The sequence below is a fragment of the Imperialibacter sp. genome (assembly GCF_040222815.1).
GTDB lineage: Bacteria > Bacteroidota > Bacteroidia > Cytophagales > Cyclobacteriaceae > Imperialibacter.
The window spans coordinates 29,982-48,844 of the sequence record NZ_JAVKCH010000019.1; the positions used below are offsets into that span (position 1 = coordinate 29,982).

An 18,863-nucleotide genomic window follows, 5' to 3' on the forward strand; every position below is an offset into this window, starting at 1 on the left:
TTTGTTTTAAGGTATTAGTTAGGCCAAAAGTCAGGTTTCTTCAATGAGCCGCCATGGTAGGTGCAGTCTGTACAGCGTCTGGGCAAAAACCGTGGATCAGGTGGAGGGCCATCCCACAAACTATAGCACGAAGGCCCTGGAAAGTTGAGATCTTTGACATCTGTTCTGGAGATAAAGATTCGCTTGTCCTGTATCGATAGCACCTCAAAATACCCTAAAACCACCTCCTCGGCGTCCGACGTATTATGAATATTTCCTCTGATAGGGTAATGCTGAATGTCAAACAAAGAGCCAGCCATTTCGTTGGATTGCTTGATTTCCGCCCAGTATTTATAGGCTTTTTGGTCGATGGCTGACTGTCGTACAAGCAGGCTATAATAAGAGCCAAGCCGGAATCCTTCCGTGCTCACATAATTGAGTTCATGCCTGCTAACTACATTTTTTGATAGCCCACGGGTGGAGACAATTTGAACAATCTTGGAAGTGTCTGAGTCGTAGCATTTCCACAGGTTCAAATCGATGGGATATTCTATCTTTATTTCCCAGCTTTCAATGAATGTCCATTTATAGAACCTGGTCGAGTTGTTTTCGTCATGTGTGTCGACAAATAAGGCTATTCCCGACAATACTTCATTTGTGTCAGTATACCTCTCCTCAGGCTCATAGTAGACACTATCTATGGCTGGCGTGCTTCGCAGTAGTTCCTCGGAGGACTCGAAATGAATTCCATTTACGTCAATTTCCAGCTTGTAAGTAGTGCCTATCTGCGCTCGCCACTTTGCTGAGTCGCTGAGATATTTGCCCGGAGCTACTTCTGTAAATGGATAACATGCGCCCTCAAGTGTGGTCACACAAACCGAAGCACCAGTCTGAGGTAAAGAGTTAAGGGTGCCGAACGGTCTGCTCCTTGAAAGGAGAACCTGATAGGGGCCAGGTGCGTCAGAAATAGCAGCGTCCACAACCAGCGAGTTTTCATAGTCTGTCGATTTCCCATCAAAAGGTTCAATGCACCCGTCAAAAATGAGAACGATGGGCAAAACCAGTGCTAGCTTTCTGGAGATATTTGCTGAAAGAATCGTTTCGCTCATAACGGCCAAAAGTCAGGTTTCTCCAATACGCCATGAAATCTACAGTCGCAACATTCCGCTGGAGCCAGGTAGTAGTGCCCCGAGCCATAATCACCTAATGCCGCAATCAGATACCCAGCTTCTATATAGTTTTGAACGTATTTGTTTTCAACATAAGCGAGCTCCTGAGCGCATACGCTGTAGGGGAATTTGATATCAAGAAGTTCAGATCGGTCGATATACAATCTCTTTTTTGAGACGGCACTTGCACTGAAGTAGCCCAGCACGGGCTCAGCAGGATCGTTTATACTATGCATGTTCCCACGGAGATCGTATGGTTGTGGGTCAAATAGCGTTCCCAACGATTCTGACAGCTTCTTCAGCTCCGACCAATAGTGATGTTCCTTTTCATCAAGTGCATATTGCCTTACTTGGATGCTATACAAGGAATTCAATTTGTACCCTTCTGTGCTGACGTAGGTTACTTCGTATTTGCTGATACGATCTTGTGCAAGCCCAACCGAAGTACTGAGCAGAAGGCCACTAGAGGATTTAGTGCTGTAGCATCTCTCCACACGATGATTATTAGGAACCTCATAACCGAAGCGCTCGGCCGTCGGGATCAATACAGGCCACACTACCCAGTCGTAGGTGTTTGGATAAGGTACTTTTATCTCCCATGCTTCTTCCCAATCCCATCGGTAGTAGCTTGTAGTATTAGTAGTGTCATGAGTGTCGACTAATATTGCTACACCAGTAATGGTGTCGCCTGAAAAGTCAGCAAGCCTCAAGGCAGGTTCGAAATAGACGCTGTCAATGGGAGGAACAGCCTTTAACAAGGTTGCGTCGGAGAGGTAGTGTTGTCCATTTTTGGTAGTTATTTCGAGTGTATAGAACCTCCCTGTTTTTCCAATAAATTCATCAGGATTACTTTGGTATAGGCCTGGCGAGGATTCTTCAAAGGAATATTCCTGGCCCTCAGACGACTTCACCACCACCGTTGCTCCTGGCTCGGGGTCAGTGATTTGCGTTCCCAATGAAGCTGTTCTACTTAGTTTAATCGTGTAAGGTGCCCACTCATCGGTAATCAAACCGTCAACTACAAGCGAACGGTTGTTGAAGCTGGGACTGGGTTCAATTTTCTCAATACAACTGACTCCAAGTGTTCCCAGCGCTAATACCGTGGCAAGCCAATAATTCAATATTGTCTTGATGCGCATACTCATAACGGCCAAAAGTCAGGTTTCTCCAATACGCCATGAAATCTACAGTCGCAGCAATCTTTCGGTGCCATATACAGTGAGATAGCCCCGTAGTCGCCGAGGTAAGCAATAACGTATCCGGCTTCCAAATGGTCGTACACATACCTGTACTCAACTTCAAGCAAGTCCTGGCCACAGGGGTTGGTTGGGTATTTGATGTCCTTAAGCTGTTCACGGGTAATGTAGAGGCGCTTCTCTTCAACCGTGCTGGCACCAAAATAGCCCAGAACGGTTTCGTCGGGGTCGTCAGTGTTAAAAACGTTTCCTCGCAATTCATAGGGCTGGGGATCAAACAAAGTACCCAGTGTTTCAGAGGTCTTTTCGAGCTCCGACCAATATAAGAAGGCTTCTTCATCAAGCGCATATTGCCGTACTAAAATGCTATAAAGAGACCTTAACTTATAGCCATCCCGGGTTGTGACGTAGTTGAGCTCAAACTTACTGATCTGGTCACTTGACAGCTGATTGGTAGTGGCAATATGGATGTTTCTACCCACTTGGTGGCTATAACACAGGCCGATCTGATTTCCATTTTCTTTGGGAAACCCAAATTTGCCGTCCTCGTAGGTGATCCAGTCGTACGTGTTGGGGTAGGGTACTCTTATTTCCCAGTCTTCCTCCCATTCCCATCGGTAAAACTTTGTAGAATTTGTGTCGTCATGTGTGTCAACAAATATGGCTGCTCCTGTAATTGTATCTCCGTCAATATCCGACAGCCTGACGGAGGGTTCGAAATAAACACTATCTATCGGCGGTGATTTTTTTAGTGTAACCGGCCTGGACTGGTAGTGATTGCCATTGTCAGTCAAAACGTCAAGTGAATAGGCTTGCCCGACCACACCCTTAAAACCTGCCGCTATGCTCTGGTAAATGCCAGGCGAGGTTTCTTCAAACTCGAAACTTTTTCCCTCTTTATTTATTACCGATACAATGGCGTTTGATTCCGGGGTGGGAATTGCAATGTCGATAGGGGAGCTGCGTGTCAGTTTTATTGATGACCTGGCTTCTGCGTCTGATACAAACCCGTCAACCACAAGGACACCTTTGTAAACTTTCGACTCTGGAGTAAAAGGCTCGGTGCATCCAACGAGGTCGAACCCTATCAAAAGAGTGAAAGTCACTCTGAAGAGATTTTTACCTTTAACAAAGAAGTCTTGGGACGATATGTTACATAATTCGGCCAATTGTCAATCAGGTCTGAATTTTGGGCGCTCCAGCGACCCGTAGAGTCTGCAGTCGCTACAATCTACGGGTGCCATTATTACGTAAGTGGTGCCAAACAGACCTGTGGTATCTATTAAGTAGCCAGCCTGTAGGTAGTCTTGTACAAGCCTGTAAGGCACTGTGTCTTTCTCTTCAAAACATTGCTCCAGAGGATAGACGAGAGAATCAAGTTGGTCACGGATGACTACCAGCGAATTAACTGACACTGTGCTGGCATCAAAATAGCCCAGTACCGGTTCGTTGGCATCACTTGTATTAAAAATATTCCCTGTAAGTTCATAAGGCTGTGGGTCAAATAAGGTGCCTACCCCTTCGCTGCTTGCCCTTAAGGCCTCCCAGTATTTGTAACCAGCTTCGTCAAGAGCATATTGTTTTACTATAATGCCATACAGGCTCTTTAATTTGAATCCCATGGTGCTCGTGAAATTGATCTCATATTTTTTTACACGGTCTTCTGAGAGCGTTTTGGTACTGGCCACCATTATTCTGCTGGAGGTGTCGGAGCTGTAGCAAATATTCACTGGCAGAATTTTAGGTATGGGATAACCCATTCCGACGGTGTCTTTATCGACTTGAAAGTCGAATTTTGAGTTGACCGGCATTTGAATTTCCCAATTTTCTGTCCATTCCCAACGGTAGTAGTCGGTGTTGTTGTTCTCGTCGAAGGCATCTAGATAAACAGCAATGCCTGACAGCACTCTCCCGTCGTCAGTCAGCCTCGTTTCACTGCGATAATAGACTTTTTCAATTGGGGGAGCTTGCTTAAGCGTAACTGGGCTGGATTGATAGTGACTGCCGTCGGCGGTTACAATGTCGAGCACATATTTTTCTCCCACCTTTGCTGTCAAATCTACCGCCGGGTTGTAATATGTGCCTGGTAGCGTTTCCTCAAACAGATATTCGTTTGAATGGCCATCTGTCACTTTCACTATAGCATTTTGCTCCGGTATCATGTCTTTCATGCCTATGTCCCGGGTTCTGGAGAGTTTGATTGCGTTGCCCTCTGCACCAGTTGTAAGCTGCCCTTCCACCACCAATAGGTTGGTCAACTTCGTTCCTTGCGGCTCGAATCTTTCGAGGCAGCCAACACTCACGAAAAATATCAGTATGGCCAGAGTGATGATTCTCATTTCTCCACTTTGAAAAACTTTTTTTGAGAGATCAAGTCGCCGGAGTCTGAGATTCCTTCAATCTCTATCAAATAGGTGCCGGTATCGTCTGAGGTAAAAAACTCAACCTCTCCATCTCCATTATCTATTTCTTTACTATCGGTCCAGTAGAGGGTATTTCTAAAGTCCGGTAATGTGGACGCCGACGCAGCATCTTCATAGTCGGGAAACACATACTCCGCTGCCCGTTGCACACCGACAAACGAATAGTCCTGACCAATAATTAATGTAGGATCAAGTCCCGTTAAATCGCCTTTGTATGAATGAAAGCTGGTGATGCCCTCAAAAATTGCCCCCCCCATTAAGTATCTTTTTGTCACAATATCAATCCGCTTCACAAGGCGAGGATCCAGCTCCATAATGGTGTTCGCCTTTTTAATTGGAAGGCCATCGTAGAGCATCAACGGTTCATCGTTCATGATCTCATTTTTTTCTACGTTGACCATCTTAAAATAGAATTCGTCGTTTCTTTTTCTTGGGAAAATACCAGCTACATATTCCCTCAGCACCTCTTCCATCAAAGGGAACCTTGTGTAGTCATCCAGGTAGTATTTCTGATCGGGAATGCCATAAAAAGGTAATGAGTCAGCCGACGGCTGGTGTTCATCAAATGGGATAATGCTGGAATACACATTTCTAACCTGCATATTCTGACTTGCCTGAGTGAGGTAACTCTCCCACTTCTCATCAATATTCAGTGACGGAACCTCAAGTGCAACAAAGGCTTCTGAAAACGAAGGATCGATAACTATATCTACATTGGCATCAGGATCGCTGCTTTGCAGGTGCACCTCCCCCTGGCCATAAAAGTCCACAATCTCGAACCGGATGATGCCCTCGCTGTCAGCTTTTGAAGTATAAAATTCCGGTTGAGTTCCAATGATGGACAGGTAGATCAATTCATTTGCCTTTGGGGTTGTGGTGCCCGATTCATACACTTTACCAGTGAGGAATTGCCCCTTCGTTTCAGGCAAGTAGTGCCTGTCGGGTTTAAATGAAGCCTGGGAGGGATTTTTTTTGACAACCACAGGAAGCTTCCCGGAATTTTCCTGGTCTGTCATGAAGAAATCAGGCACCTTGCTTACAGAAACTGACACCAGCCCATTAGCAGGTCTACCTTCTACGCCATTCAAGCCAAGGTTGATGGTTACTTTTTGCCTTGAGCGATATATGTCGCTGGGGGTTGATATGCTCAGGCCCGCTGTGGGAGCATATGCTTTTCTGGCAGCTGGCTTTTCAGTGGTTTCTACCAGACCTAGCGACTTAAATGGATTGACAATAGTAACGATTGAATAAGCATAGTCCTCGGGTGGGAAATTTCGCATCCATTTGGTATAGGCTCTCAAGGTGTAGTTACCTGAAGTGGCGGTAAATGGCAAAAGAATGTCGCCTTTTCCTTTTCCATCATTCAAATCGATGATCGACTGTGCCAGTGGTGTATTTTCGCTGTCGAGGAGTTCAACATAAGCCAGTCTGCTAAGTGGTGAAAGCAGGCGGTTTGACTGATCAAGACATGTGACTGAAAATCTTAACCGATCACCTGTTAAATACACAGGCCCATCGTGCTGTATGTGAATCTCTTCCTTGTAGGAAACGTCCTGAGCCTGAATCAGGTTGCTTGTGGTCAGCACCCATAGGAACACAGATGACTTTAGTAGCGCTCTTCCAAAAATACCTTTGTGCTTTCTCATGGAATTAGAATCTGAAATTGTAGGTGATGGTTGGAATGGGTTGGGCAAAGACGGAAAGCTTGTAGCCGTTGATTTCTCCCTGCTCGGTCACAAAGTAGATGGAGTACACATTGTTGCGCCCAAGCACGTTGAACAAGGCGAAGGTCCATGAACTGTGGGCTAGCTTCTTGATCTTGTGGTTGCCTTCGAAGTTAATCGAGAGATCCATTCGGCTATAATCTGGAATGCGGTAGGCGTTTCTGTCGGAATAGTGAACCCTGTTCGCCCCACCTATCGTGTACACCGATAACGGGTAGGTGATTGGCCGGCCGGTGCTGTATGTGTAATTGACCGAAATATTGATCCTCCTGGTGAATTTATAGTTTGAAACAATCGTCAGGTCATGCGGCTTGTCGTAGCTGGCGGGGAAGTATGTGCCTCTGTTTACTCTTTCTTCCGGAAACTGCCCTGCAATTTGCACGAGCGTTCTGGAGTACGTGTAGCTTACCCATCCGTTGAGCTTGCCAGTTTTCTTTTTCAGCATGATCTCAAGGCCGTATGCCTTGCCTTTGGCTTTTATCACGTCAGTTTCGAGGTGCTCATTCAACACAAGCACTGCACCGTTTTTATAGTCAAGCATATCGGTTAGCCACTTGTAATAGGTTTCCACTGACAGTTCCAAACTGTTGGATCTCATATTGCGATAGTACCCTATAGAGAACTGATCTCCAATCTGCGGACTGATGTAGGAATCGCTGAGTTTCCAAATATCAGTAGGAGAAATGGCCTGGGTGTTGGACAGCTGATGAATGTACTGTCGCATTCTATTGAAACTCAACTTGGCAGAACTGATGGGATTGAAGGCATACCTCATGGAAGCCCTGTATTCCGGCCCGTGATAGGTTTTGATAAAATCACCTGGAGGATACTGCACAGTGTCCTGCATGGTATTTACATCCTTTGCCCGGGTTGGGTCATATTGAATAACACTTTTTGGCCCAAGAAAAGAGTACATAGAATAGCGCAATCCGAGGTAGACGGAAAGCTTGTCGTTGACATCGACCTTGTCGCCCACATAAATGGCTGATTCAATTCCTTTTTCCTTTTCCAAAATCTTCTCCTGAAGAATGGATTGGTCACCTACGGGTTTATTGAAGCCAGGGCTTAGGTCATAGTAGATACTGCTCAGCCCAAAGTCGATCTTATGCATGGACTCCGGAAAGTAGCTGAAGTCGGCTTTGAAGTTGTGCTGGTTGATGCCGTAGCCCAGATTGAAGGCGTTTACAGGAACATCTTCAGATGACAGGCTGTAGTCGTAGTGGCTGGAAACTCCCGTGAAAACCCCATAAAGTCTGCTATTGAATATTTTTTTCCATTTGATGGAAGCGTTGGAGTTGGTGTATTGGTACAGTGAATCCGAGTTGAGACTAAACTTGTCATTGCTCAAATAGCCGGTAATATAGACGCTGTTTTTCTCATCAATGTCGTAGGTCACTCTCGCATTCAGATCGTTGAAACCGGCAGTGGAGTTTTTGAAAGTGGCGTTTGGCAACCTTTTCAAAATCCAGTCTGAGTAACTGCTTCGGCCAGCGATAAGGAACGAAGCTTTGTCTTCTATAATGGGGCCTTCCAGAGAAAGTCGGCCGGTGACAAGTCCGATGCCGCCGCTGCCGGCAAATTTTTTCTTGTTGCCATCTTTCATGTCTACCTCAAAAACCGAGGAGATTCTGCCTCCATACTCTGCCGGAATGCCCGCTTTGTGCAACTCCACATTCCTTACCACGTCGGCATTGAAAGCCGTGAAGAAGCCAAAAAGGTGAGAAGGATTGTAAATCACGGCGTCATTCAACAAAATAAGATTCTGGCTGGTGCTGCCGCCCCGCACGTTGAAACCATTAGAGCCTTCGCCAACGCTTTGCACTCCAGGCAGCGTTAGGGCTACTTTCATAATATCGGCCTCGCCAAAAGCTGAAGGCATTTGCTTGATCGACTGAATGTCGAGCCTGTCGAGCCCCATTTGCATGCCTGTAACGTTCACATCCCGTTCAGCTTCGATTACCACTTCCTTCAAAGCCACCACGTCCTCTTCCATTTCTATGTTAAAAAGCCCATCGGAGTAGAGAATGATTTGGCGCCTCGTGCTTTTCATTCCCACATTCTGGATTTTCAGCATTTGCTTGCCGTTGGGAATCGTGAGAGAGTAGTAGCCAAACTGATCCGTAATGGTGCCAATTTTCGGGTTTTCGATATAGACCAAAGCCCCAATCACAGGTTCGCCGGAAGCCATGCTTTTCACATATCCGGCAACTGTGGCTTTGCCAGTGGCTAGCACTGCTGTTTTTTTGCCTACTTCGAAAGTCTTGTTTTCAATGGCAGCCTCCACGGGCCCCTGATTATTTCTTGTTTTTTCTAATTCCAGGGCAGCTACCTCCATTTTGTCTTCTACGGGCTCCCTCGTGAAAAAATCAACAGGGAGGCTTTCCCGGATCACATAGCCTTTCGATATAATCACTTTGCCGCCTGAATTGATGAAGAAGCTTAAGTCGGAAGACGACGGAATGATGGCTGTTAAAGCTTCTCTTAGAGAGGCGGAGTTAAGAGTAGCGTTTACACGTAAAGTGTCTGTCCATTGTGGATTGTAGAAGATCGCTGTTTTCGCTTGCTCTTCTATGGTTTTTACAGCCTGATCAAAGGGTGTTTCACTGAAAGTAGCGGTGATGGTTGGGTTTTGTGCCTGAGAATGGAACCCGAGCCCTATTATAAGTAATAAAGTAGCTGCTTTTTTCATTTTCAGTTTTCTGCTTTTAAATCAAAATAATGGCTAACTATCACGGCAGCGGCTCTTTTTGGGTTTTCTCGCCAGTACAGTTTCCTGGCTCTTGAGTAGTCAGCGAGTTCTTTCTTTTTGTCTTCGAGAACCTTTAATAGCGCTCGCTTGCTTCTGATGATGACCAATTCATTGTCTTTTTTAAGGTATAATTTGACCTTGTGTTGAAATCCGACCACTGGCGCACCTCTTGACTTATCTATGAACTTTTCTTTTGTGTGCCTGGCAATCAGTTTATATTCTTTGTCTACAATCAGTTCGTAAAAGCGGGATTTTTGCTCGCCGGTAACCTGCGGAGACAGGCGAACAAACTTTACCGAAGCAAGTGTAAAAGAATTGATCTTTTCCTGAGCCGGCATGATGGAAATGGAAATGCCGTTATTGGGATTGTAGTGTTTGAGAACAACCAGGTCATTCACAATGTCATACCGCAGTTCGAGTCCTTTGTATTCTCTATCAAGGAAGTTGATGCTGCCAGGTTGCCACTCAGAAACTAAAAAAGCATGATCAACAACATCTGCATACTTGATTCCATATTCTGCACCGTTGAATATTCTGCCACTATACCCGACTTCGGTGTCGTACTGATTGCTGAGAACTTCTATGGAGGGATTTTGGCTGACGAGGTTTTGTGCCGGAGCAGTATTGTACAGACAAGCGCCTATGGCCAGCTGAAGCAAGGGTAGTAGTTTTCGCATCAAAATAGGTAAAACAGATAAAAATCAATACAAAGTCAAACCCGGCATTGAAGCCTGGAATGAGCTGAATTGTACCAACTTCGAAAGTTGACACAATTCAGCATTCTATAACTATTTAAGCTCAAAAATCCCTCATTTTGCAAGGAGGATATTCCCTAAGTGGCTGTAATGAATGAGTATCGGTAAACGGCTTATTTTTACACTAAAAATTGTCAACTTCTCTATAGGCAGCCACAAGCGCCATTTCTCCTTCTTTTCCGGATTTTGAAATGCCGTGTTCCATGCCCATTACACCGCGGTATCCCTTGTCGTAAATATGCTTGAACACATTCCTGTAGTTGATCTCACCAGTAGTCGGCTCTTTTCTTCCCGGGTTATCGCCAATTTGAAAGTAGGCGATTTCTTCCCACGTAAGATTGATATTGGCAATGAGGTTTCCCTCGTTTCTTTGCATGTGATAGATATCGTACAGGATTTTGCAGGCGGGGCTATTCACGGCTTTGCAAAGCTCGAAAGTTTGGGCGGAAGTTCGCATGAAGAGGTCAGGTCTGTCACTTAACGGTTCGAGTACCATCACCAGCCCATGGGGTTCCAGTACTTCTGCACCAGCTCTTAGTGCGTCGATTACGTTGGCTGTTTGTATTCCTATGGGTAAGCTTGCGTCGTAGAAGCCCGGAACAACCGTCATCCACTTTGCGTTGACCCTTTTGGCCAGTTCCACGGATCTTTTGCAGGCATCAACAAACGTATCTTTAAACTCTTTTTTTCCTGTGGTCAAGGAAATTTTCCAATTGTCGCCGCCGTCAATCACAAACACGCCCATTCGCATGCCAAGTCTTTCGAGGGTTGCTGCGATCTTGTTTTGCATTTCAACGGGTCGGCCAAGCATCCCATTGTCTTCAAGCGACCGGAAGCCCTGGTCGAACATAAATTTCAGCTCCTCAATTGGGTCATCACCAACATGGTTTTTAAACATGCCAAAATGCGGCGCATAGTCCATTTTAAATGGCTTACCAACGGCTTGGAAAGTGTTCTTGTTCGGTAATGCAAAGGCACTTCCTCCCATAAGCGACACTGCGCCACTTGCCAGCGCTGCTCTGCCAATAAAATCTCTTCTATTCATTTCGTTAATTATTTAGGTGTTCAAGTAGGTATATTTTGTGTTATCGGGCAGCAACCGGCGCTCCATTTTTCAACGAGGACAAATAAGCCACCAAATCGACCAGCTCCTGCTGTGTGAAAGCGTTGTGCAGCCCGGTAGGCATCAACGAGTTCTCAAGTGGCTCTTTTGATACGATATCCTTTTTGGCATACCTTGTTTTGGCACCGCCAATGACAGTTACCTCAAGTGCGTCACTGGTTTCGCTGGAAATATAACCGGCTATTTTTTCGCCGGCTGTCGTCGTGATCAAAAAGCCCTCATACCCAAAGCTGATGCCGGCATCGGGATACATAATTGCTTTATAAAGCCCTTCCTTCCCAAGCTTGTCACCAATTTCCGATAGCTGTGGGCCAAACTGGGTTCCTTTGTTGTTGACCACATGACAGGTGGAGCAAACTCTCTCGAACATGGCAGCGCCGTTTGTAGCACTTCCATCCAAAGCCACCAACTCTTCGATGGAACCAAACTTGGTATCTCCGGCGGCCAGCATTTTGGCAGCCTCTTTCCTCACAGAGCTTTTTATGCCGTTGAGAAGTGTGTACATGGCGGTCTCTTTCAGCTCCTCGGGCACCTCGTTGGCCAGTGCCATGTCCAAAAGGTTGTTTTCGGTCGACCAACCTGTTCCGTAGGCTTTAATGGCTGCTTTCCTTACCGCCAGGTCTCTGCTTTCATCGAGTGATATTTCCTTGAAAGTATTCCAAACCTCCGAGCCCCAAAGGTTGGTCATCGCATTCAGCGTTTCGATGACCTTCTCGTTGTCTTTTTGCTGAAGTTGTTTTTTGAAAAAGTCGATGCCCTCAAATTGGTGCACAAGTTTAATCGCCTCGGGGCCAAATTCACTTTTTGGCGACTGTGTGTAGATGCTCACCAGAGATGGAACCTGGTCCCTTAGTTGATACCTTTTTACCCAATCCATATACGTTGGAGTGCCTTTCATTTGTGCCAGCGACCCCCTCATGATTTTGTTGACTGCCGGATCCGAATTTATTTTCTCTGGCGAAATATGGCTCAGGGCCAGAATCTTTATGCTGTCCTGCTGGGGATGTTTGATCGTCAGCATACCAGCAAGCAGATTGTCTTTTGAAGGATCTTTGTGAAAATCGAAGGCACGGAAATAGCGGAGATTATCATGCATGCCTCCGTCTCCATTTGTAGCCAGCTTAGCCAGCATTGGCAGGGCCGACTTGGCCCGGCTTCTCCACACAATGTCGTTGGCTCCTGGCTTCTCCAGGCCACCTTTTTCTATCCAGTTGTTAAAGAATTCTTCGCCTCTGGGATCGGCACCTATACCCAATGCTTCCAAATACCACCTGTCCTTTCCATCGTATTGCATGGCCAGGTCGGTCCAAATATCCACCGCTTTTGGTGAATCCAGATAGCGAACTGCAATGGCTACTTCCCTTCTTACCTGGGGCGACTTGTCGGAGGCTGCCTTTGCCAGATAGTCATCCAGGTTTTTTACCTGTAGGCTTCTGGCAATTTTTAATCCGGTGATCCTTATGTTCTCATCTGCATCGTTGGTGGCTAGCTGAATGTATTCATCTGTCTTCCCGTCAATCCTTGCCAACAGCCACAGAGCTCTTGCTTTCATTCTTGGATTGCTGCTGGCCAAAAGACCTTTCAATTCGGCTTCCGCTTCACTGCCCATTGCCTCAAGGGCCGTCCAGGCGAGATAGCGAGTGCCCATGTTGGGGCTTTGCAAAGACTTCACTGCCGCTTCAGCGCCGGAAACGTTTGCTTTTTCTACCTCATAGTCGACACCCTTGGGAGCCACACGGTAAACCCTTCCCTGGGCCTGATCGCCCATTTGGTGTCCACCAACTCCAGGATCATACCAGTCGACGACGAACAATGAACCATCTGGTGCTACGCATACATCCGAAGGCCGGAACCATGGGTCGTCATTGCCCTTAAGTATATTGACAATGGAGGCAGTGTAGCCTGCTCCCTTTTTTTCTACCGGATATGCCCGAACGACATTAGGCCCCGCATCCGTGTGTATCATCTGGTTCCTGAACCTCTCAGGAAGCAAGTCCCCTTCGTAAACGACCATGCCGGTAGGCGAGCCTGCACCTGTTTGTAAAAGGTTAGGCACCGAACCGGGATCGTTTTGGTGCCAATGGCGAAGTGGAATTTCCTTTTCCATATTCGTGCGACGGGTACTCCAGCTCGCACCAGTGAACTCGTCGGTAAAGCCGTAGTTGCCGTACTCCAGAATGAAGTTGATGCGAACCCCTCTGTTGCCATCGTCGTCATTGTCAGACTGCCAGATGGAGCCATATGAGTCGACTGTCGGTTCATAGTTGTTTCTGAAATTGAAACCGAGTACTTCCATGTTGCTGCCGTCGGTGTCGCAGCGGAAGAGCATCCCCTGGCGGTATGGGTTGCCGGAGCCGTTTACCTCGTTGCCCACCATGTCGACAATGGGGTTGCCGTCTTTGTCCAGTAGCTGATCACCTGCATTACCAAAGTTGAAATAGAACTTGCCATCCGGGCCGAAAGTAAAAGAGTGAATGGCGTGGTCGTGCTGCACTCCGCCTAGTCCCGTAAAAAGCACCTCCTTTTTGTCTGGCACATCATCACCATCTTCGTCGGTGAAGACAAAAACATTTGGACTGCAAGATACGATGACTTTGTTGCCAAAGACGCCTATGCCCAGAGCGGCATTGATATCCGTTCCCTGGTAAAATATTTTTCGGCTGTCGGCCTTTCCATCGCCATCCGTGTCTTCCAGAATGACGATTTTATCCCCTTTCGCATCTACTTCGTTACCTGGATTGAGCTCGCTGCGGTAGTTAAACGCTTCACACACCCAAACTCTTCCTCTGGGATCAACATCGAGGTTGGTAGGGTTCATGATCATGGGCTCGGCGGCAAAAAGTGTCGCCTCCAACCCATCAGCCACCTCCAGCCCCGAAACGGCATACTCCGGCAGCCGCTTTTGGGCGTCGGTTAGTGTGGAGCGATCGACTGGGGGAGTTTCTTGGGAACAGTGGGTAAAAAAAGCGGCGGCGATTGACAAGGCAATCGCCCTTTTAAACATGGAAATGTTCTTTGCCATAACGAGTTAAGTAGGTGTTTCTGTAAATCAACTTTCAAAATAGATAAAACCTGCGTTTATTCCTCGCTTAGTTTGATGATTGAGCGTTGTATTATATAAAGTCACTTGTTTTGAAGCCAACGGTTTTACTTTTCTTACTGCTACTATCTGTTTTGGAGTCCCGGGGCCAGCAGTTTAGTTTCGCTGAGCCGAAAATGGGTGCAATCTTTAATATTACTATTGATGGCTCTGACAGCCTTATGGCCCGACAGGCAGCATACAAGGCATTTGCCCGAATCGATGAAATTAACCTGGCGCTGAGCGACTACTCAGAACAAAGCGAAAGCTGGCAGCTCAATGCTACATCCCCTGCCAACTGGGTAGAAGTGAGTGAGGACTTAGGGAAGGTGCTCAAAATGTCGCAGGCCATATCTGAACAAACTTTTGGAGCATTTGATCCTACCATTGGTGCTTTGGTACAGTTGTGGAGAAGGGCAAAACGAAAAAATGAGCTCCCCGGACAACAGCAGATTGCGGAGGCTTTGGCCGTCAATGGCTTTGATGCTATTGTGTTTGACACAAGCAGGCTGCCATTCAAAATAAAATACGTAAAAAAGGGGATGAAACTCGACTTCGGAGGAATCGGGAAAGGCTATGCTGTTGACGAGGCACTTAAGGTGCTAAAGGGAGAGGGGTTTGCACGGTCGTTCGTGTCAACGGGCAGCTCCATCGCAGCGGCAGATGCTCCTGCCAACAAAGCTACGTGGGAGTTTCGTTTAGAGGACAAAAATAGCAGCGGCCCTGGCATCAATGAGCTGATCAAATGCTCCAACTGTTTCATTGCCTCATCAGGCGACATTTATCAATACCTTGAGTTTGGGGGGAGAAAATACTCACACATCATTGATCCCGAAACCGGGGAGGCGTTGACCAATGGCGCCTTTGTCATTGTTACGGCACCGTCAGGCGCTCAGGCTGATGCTTATGCAACCGCCTTCTGCGTAATGGAAATGGAAGAGATAAGAAGGTTCCTGGAAAGAAACAGCGAGGTATCGGCTATGGTATGGAAGAAGGATGGCGACGTCGTAGAGGAACTCATCTTTGGCCAGTCATTTGTCAATTAAATAAAAACCCCTGACGGGTTTGAAGCCGCCAGGGTCTAATGATAGCTACTCGATTTCTTGTCAGATAACCTGAGTTACACCCGGTACTGCAATGGTATAAAAACCATTTTTGTCGGGCATTGACTTCGGGTTCGCATCCCATGCAAGGCTGTCCGGGAACAAGTTCACCTCAGAATTGATTGCTTCTTCCCAGGTGAGTTCTCTTCCAGAATAGGTGGCCATACGTCCCATGATAGCAGTCATGGTTGCTTTCGCACCATTTTCAAGGTCGTTGATGACACCACCCTTGCGAATGGAGGCAAATAGCTCGACGTGCTCCTGCTCGTATGGGTTCGGATCGTCCTTGCCCCTGTGCTTGTAAATAATATTTCCTTTGAGGTCGACAATGTTGCCGCTGCCATCGGCACGACCCTTGGTGCCTACAATTTCTTCGGTTACTTTGTCCATGCAGCCTTTGATGTGCCGACACTGGCTGTTCATGATAGCACCATCCTCATAGGTGTATTCCACATAGTGGTGATCGAAAATTTCGCCGAACTCCTTGCCAGTTCTTACCTGGCGCCCGCCCATGCCCTGCGCCTTCACCGGATAACCTTGCTTGGCCCAGTTCATCACATCAATATTGTGGATGTGCTGCTCCACGATGTGGTCGCCGCACAGCCAGTTGAAATAATACCAGTTTCTCATTTGGTACTGCATCTCCGTCATGTCAGGTTGTCTTTCTCTCACCCATACACCAGCGCTGTTCCAGTAAACCTGGCCTGACGTAACGTCGCCTATTTCGCCACCGTGAACTCTCTTCATGACCTCACGATAAGAAGACTCGTAGTGACGCTGAAGACCAACGACTATATTGAGGTTCTTTTGCTTCGATTCTTCCAGAAGACCTAAAACTTTACGGATGCCAACCGCATCTGTAGCCAAAGGTTTCTCGCAGAAGATATGCTTGCTCTGCTTGATGGCATACTCCAGGTGATAAGGGCGGAATCCTGGAGGTGTGGCCAGGATGACGACGTCAGCCAGGTCAATAGCGCTCTTATAGCCTTCAAATCCAACAAATTTATTCTTTTCCGGCACGTCAATTTTTGCCTTCAAACTGCCTTTGCCGTCTACGTCGTCTTTGGTAATGTTGCTGTAGCAAGCGTCAAGCCTGTCTCTGAAAGCGTCGGCCATGGCCACCAGCTTCACGTTGGGGTCAGCAATAAGCGCTTGTACTACGGCGCCGGAACCACGGCCGCCACAGCCTACGAGGGCAAGCTTAAGCTCCTTTGGTTTTTGCAGGGTCATGGCATTGGCATCCCATGCCAGGCCGCTGAGCATGATGCCACCGGCGGCCATGGCAGAACCCTTTACGAAATCTCTGCGATTGAGCCCGGAGGTATTTTTTGAATCAATATGAGTCATAACGGTATGTGTTAAGTATGTATTGGTAGTTTCAGGAAATCAATATAGTTAACCTTCATCAAGAACGGAAGCCCAGAAGGCCGCTTGCTCTGCTTTTGTTGGTTGCTTGGCTGGCTTTACCAGTCTGATGCCTACAAATGGGGCGTCTGATGCCCACCAGAAGCTTTTAGGAATTTGTGGATCACGCTTTTGCCAGTTGGGAGATGATGTTGTTCTGTTGGCTGACCGCAGGTCTTCCGGGTCGTCGTCCCATGAGCCTCCACGGGCCGACCTCGGATGTAGGTTGGTGGGCTTTCTCCAGGGGTTGGTTTTGCCGTCCTCAATGCTTGCATAGTAGTCGGCCTGGTATTGGTCGAGCGTCCATTCCATCACATTGCCATGCATGTCGTAAAGTCCCCAGGCATTCGGCTTTTTGCCTTTCACCTCGTGGTATTTGTCGTTGCTGTTGTCGTAGAACCAGGCATAACTTTTAAGTGAGTCTGCGTTGTCACCAAATGAGTAGGCTGTGGTTGAACCTGCCCGGCAGGCATATTCCCATTCGGCCTCAGTCGGCAGTCGGTAAAACTCGCCAGTGGTTTCGCTGAGCCATTTGCAGAAGGTGACAGCGGCGTACTGCGTCATACTGGTAGCGGGAAAGCCATACTTACCCATGCCGTAGCTGGGGTCCAGGTAAGGCGTGCTTGGCTTTACCATAGCATCGGCCTTCTTCTGGCTTGCCTCATCCACATACACAAGGGTAGCTCTTTTGTCCTTGTCAGTGAATAATTCGTACAGTTCCCATGTCACTTCGGTCTCAGACATATAAAATGCCTCCAGGGCTACCTGATGAACAGGGCCTTCGTCTTCTTCCCTGTTTTTTGTGCCTTCGGGGCTGCCCATCGTAAAAGTACCAGCTGGAATGGGAACCATTTTAAACGACACTTCACTTCCTTCTATCGTCTTGGTAATGGGCTCCAGGCCCTCTTGAGCGTAAGTTAAACCCGCCACCGAAACGCAGCAAATAGTTAGCAATCTTTTCAACAACATAATCTTATCAGTTCTCCACAATTAGTTTAAATGATATTTCCACTTCTTCTCCGGTTACTATCTGCCCAAACATGGCGGTTGGTGGCTCCATGTCATAGTCTTTCATATTTAGTTTGTAGGAACCTTCGAACGAATACTTTCCACTGGCATCCCGCTTTCCTGCCACAGGGAGGGTGACAGCATTTGTTTTACCGGCAATGGTCAGGTTTCCTTTTGCTTCTACAGCAAAGGTCTCTTTGCCCGGCGAGGTGATCTGATTGTCGGTCAGTGAAAATGTAATGTTTGGATTTTCTTCATACTTGAGCGCATTGTACATTTTCTGCTCCATGGTTTCACCACGTTCGCTTTTGATACTAAGCACGGGCACAGTAATAGACACCGCCGCTATTTTATCGCCTTTCTTGAATTCGCCTTTTTTGAGAATTTTCTCATCTACTTTAACAGTACCGCTTACGTCAGTGACATTGCAGGTCCAGCTATGAAGTGTGGAGGTGCCAGAAATAGACATTTCGGAAGATTTGCTGACTTTCAAATCTGAGTTTTGACCATAGCTCTGGTTGAAAATTGCCAAAAAGGCAACCGCCAGTAAAATCGGGTGTGTTCTTTTCATTTCGTTTAAGTAATTCCTTTCGAATAATAAATTAAATGTAAAATGACGAGAACCAGAAGAATCATTTGACGAATCAGTGTAAAGGCCTGATTAATTGTTTAAATTCATACAATAAAAAAGAAGCGGATGACGATGAAAGGTGTGTGGAGGCAATGGGCCCTACTATTTGTGGCAGTGGCTGTGCTGGGATGCAGCAAAGATGAAGACCCCAAGCCGGTGGCTATCACAGCGGCGGACTTTGAAGGAGAATGGTCGATTACAACGTATAAGCTGGCTGGAACTGACGAAACAGCAACGCTTTCGGAATTCACATTTGAAATATTTTCGAATGGCGATTTTCTTGTCAACAAGAATGGACAGAACGATTCCTATGGGTCTTATGAGGTAGATGAGGCGGCAAAGGTTTTGACCGTCGATCTTACCAATCCAAAAGAACCATCTAAAGTAATAGACGGCACCTGGCAAGTATACGAAAAAACTGATGAGAGCATGACCCTCAAAAGCTTCGAGCAAGGTGAAAAGAAAGACTTTGTGCTCACAAGGATTTAGCTCCTGGAGATAAAGAATATCCCCCTTATTG

At 46.9% G+C, this 18,863-nt stretch carries 14 protein-coding genes; 2 read left to right on the top strand and 12 right to left on the bottom strand.

Annotated elements, in window-relative coordinates:
* Nucleotides 1-14: 14 nt before the first annotated feature.
* From RIF36_RS07885 to RIF36_RS07925, 9 genes are all read right to left on the bottom strand, one after another.
* Nucleotides 15-1,088 (bottom strand): DUF4249 domain-containing protein, encoded by a 1,074-nt coding sequence (locus tag RIF36_RS07885; protein WP_350124620.1) that lies wholly within the window; start codon nt 1,086-1,088, stop codon nt 15-17.
* Complete coding sequence (locus tag RIF36_RS07890; RefSeq protein WP_350124617.1) at nt 1,085-2,293, bottom strand: DUF4249 domain-containing protein; 1,209 nt, start codon at nt 2,291-2,293, stop codon at nt 1,085-1,087. Before RIF36_RS07890 ends, RIF36_RS07885 begins: the two co-directional genes overlap by 4 nt.
* The gene (locus RIF36_RS07895) at nt 2,290-3,450 is read right to left on the bottom strand and encodes a DUF4249 domain-containing protein (protein ID WP_350124614.1); all 1,161 of its coding nucleotides are present in this window, start codon (nt 3,448-3,450) and stop codon (nt 2,290-2,292) included. The genes RIF36_RS07890 and RIF36_RS07895 overlap by 4 nt, the downstream gene beginning before the upstream one ends.
* Before the next feature lie 66 nt (nt 3,451-3,516).
* Complete coding sequence (locus tag RIF36_RS07900; protein ID WP_350124611.1) at nt 3,517-4,683, bottom strand: DUF4249 domain-containing protein; 1,167 nt, start codon at nt 4,681-4,683, stop codon at nt 3,517-3,519.
* Nucleotides 4,680-6,413, bottom strand: coding sequence for a hypothetical protein (locus tag RIF36_RS07905; RefSeq protein ID WP_350124608.1), 1,734 nt, complete (start codon nt 6,411-6,413; stop codon nt 4,680-4,682). The genes RIF36_RS07900 and RIF36_RS07905 overlap by 4 nt, the downstream gene beginning before the upstream one ends.
* A gap of 4 nt (nt 6,414-6,417) precedes the next feature.
* On the bottom strand, nt 6,418-9,180 hold the full coding sequence (locus RIF36_RS07910) for a TonB-dependent receptor (protein ID WP_350124605.1): 2,763 nt from the start codon (nt 9,178-9,180) through the stop codon (nt 6,418-6,420).
* Nucleotides 9,181-9,182: 2 nt separating this feature from the next.
* Nucleotides 9,183-9,917, bottom strand: a complete 735-nt coding sequence (locus RIF36_RS07915) for a hypothetical protein (protein ID WP_350124602.1) — start codon at nt 9,915-9,917, stop codon at nt 9,183-9,185.
* Nucleotides 9,918-10,119: 202 nt separating this feature from the next.
* Complete coding sequence (locus tag RIF36_RS07920) at nt 10,120-11,040, bottom strand: hydroxypyruvate isomerase family protein (protein ID WP_350124600.1); 921 nt, start codon at nt 11,038-11,040, stop codon at nt 10,120-10,122.
* Between the two features lie 40 nt (nt 11,041-11,080).
* Nucleotides 11,081-14,140: a PVC-type heme-binding CxxCH protein gene (locus RIF36_RS07925; RefSeq protein ID WP_350124597.1), complete on the bottom strand. Its 3,060-nt coding sequence runs from the start codon at nt 14,138-14,140 to the stop codon at nt 11,081-11,083.
* Nucleotides 14,141-14,334: 194 nt separating this feature from the next.
* Between RIF36_RS07925 and RIF36_RS07930 the strand changes: the two genes are divergently transcribed.
* A complete protein-coding gene (locus RIF36_RS07930) occupies nt 14,335-15,243 on the top strand; it encodes an FAD:protein FMN transferase (protein WP_350124594.1) in 909 nt (302 codons plus the stop codon).
* A 60-nt stretch (nt 15,244-15,303) separates the two neighbouring features.
* Here RIF36_RS07930 and RIF36_RS07935 read toward each other — a convergent pair whose 3' ends face one another.
* From RIF36_RS07935 to RIF36_RS07945, 3 genes are read right to left on the bottom strand one after another with little or no spacing between them, the layout of a single operon-like run.
* Nucleotides 15,304-16,647 carry a Gfo/Idh/MocA family oxidoreductase gene (locus RIF36_RS07935; protein ID WP_350124592.1) on the bottom strand — a complete coding sequence of 448 codons (1,344 nt, stop codon included), beginning with the start codon at nt 16,645-16,647 and terminating at the stop codon, nt 15,304-15,306.
* A 48-nt stretch (nt 16,648-16,695) separates the two neighbouring features.
* Nucleotides 16,696-17,673, bottom strand: coding sequence for a formylglycine-generating enzyme family protein (locus RIF36_RS07940; protein WP_350124589.1), 978 nt, complete (start codon nt 17,671-17,673; stop codon nt 16,696-16,698).
* 7 nt (nt 17,674-17,680) lie between these two features.
* Entirely contained in the window at nt 17,681-18,283 is a 603-nt protein-coding gene (locus RIF36_RS07945) for a YceI family protein (protein WP_350124586.1), read from the bottom strand.
* 126 nt (nt 18,284-18,409) lie between these two features.
* Here RIF36_RS07945 and RIF36_RS07950 point away from each other — a divergent pair, with 126 nt between their 5' ends.
* Entirely contained in the window at nt 18,410-18,832 is a 423-nt protein-coding gene (locus RIF36_RS07950) for a hypothetical protein (protein ID WP_350118597.1), read from the top strand.
* Nucleotides 18,833-18,863 lie beyond the last annotated feature (31 nt).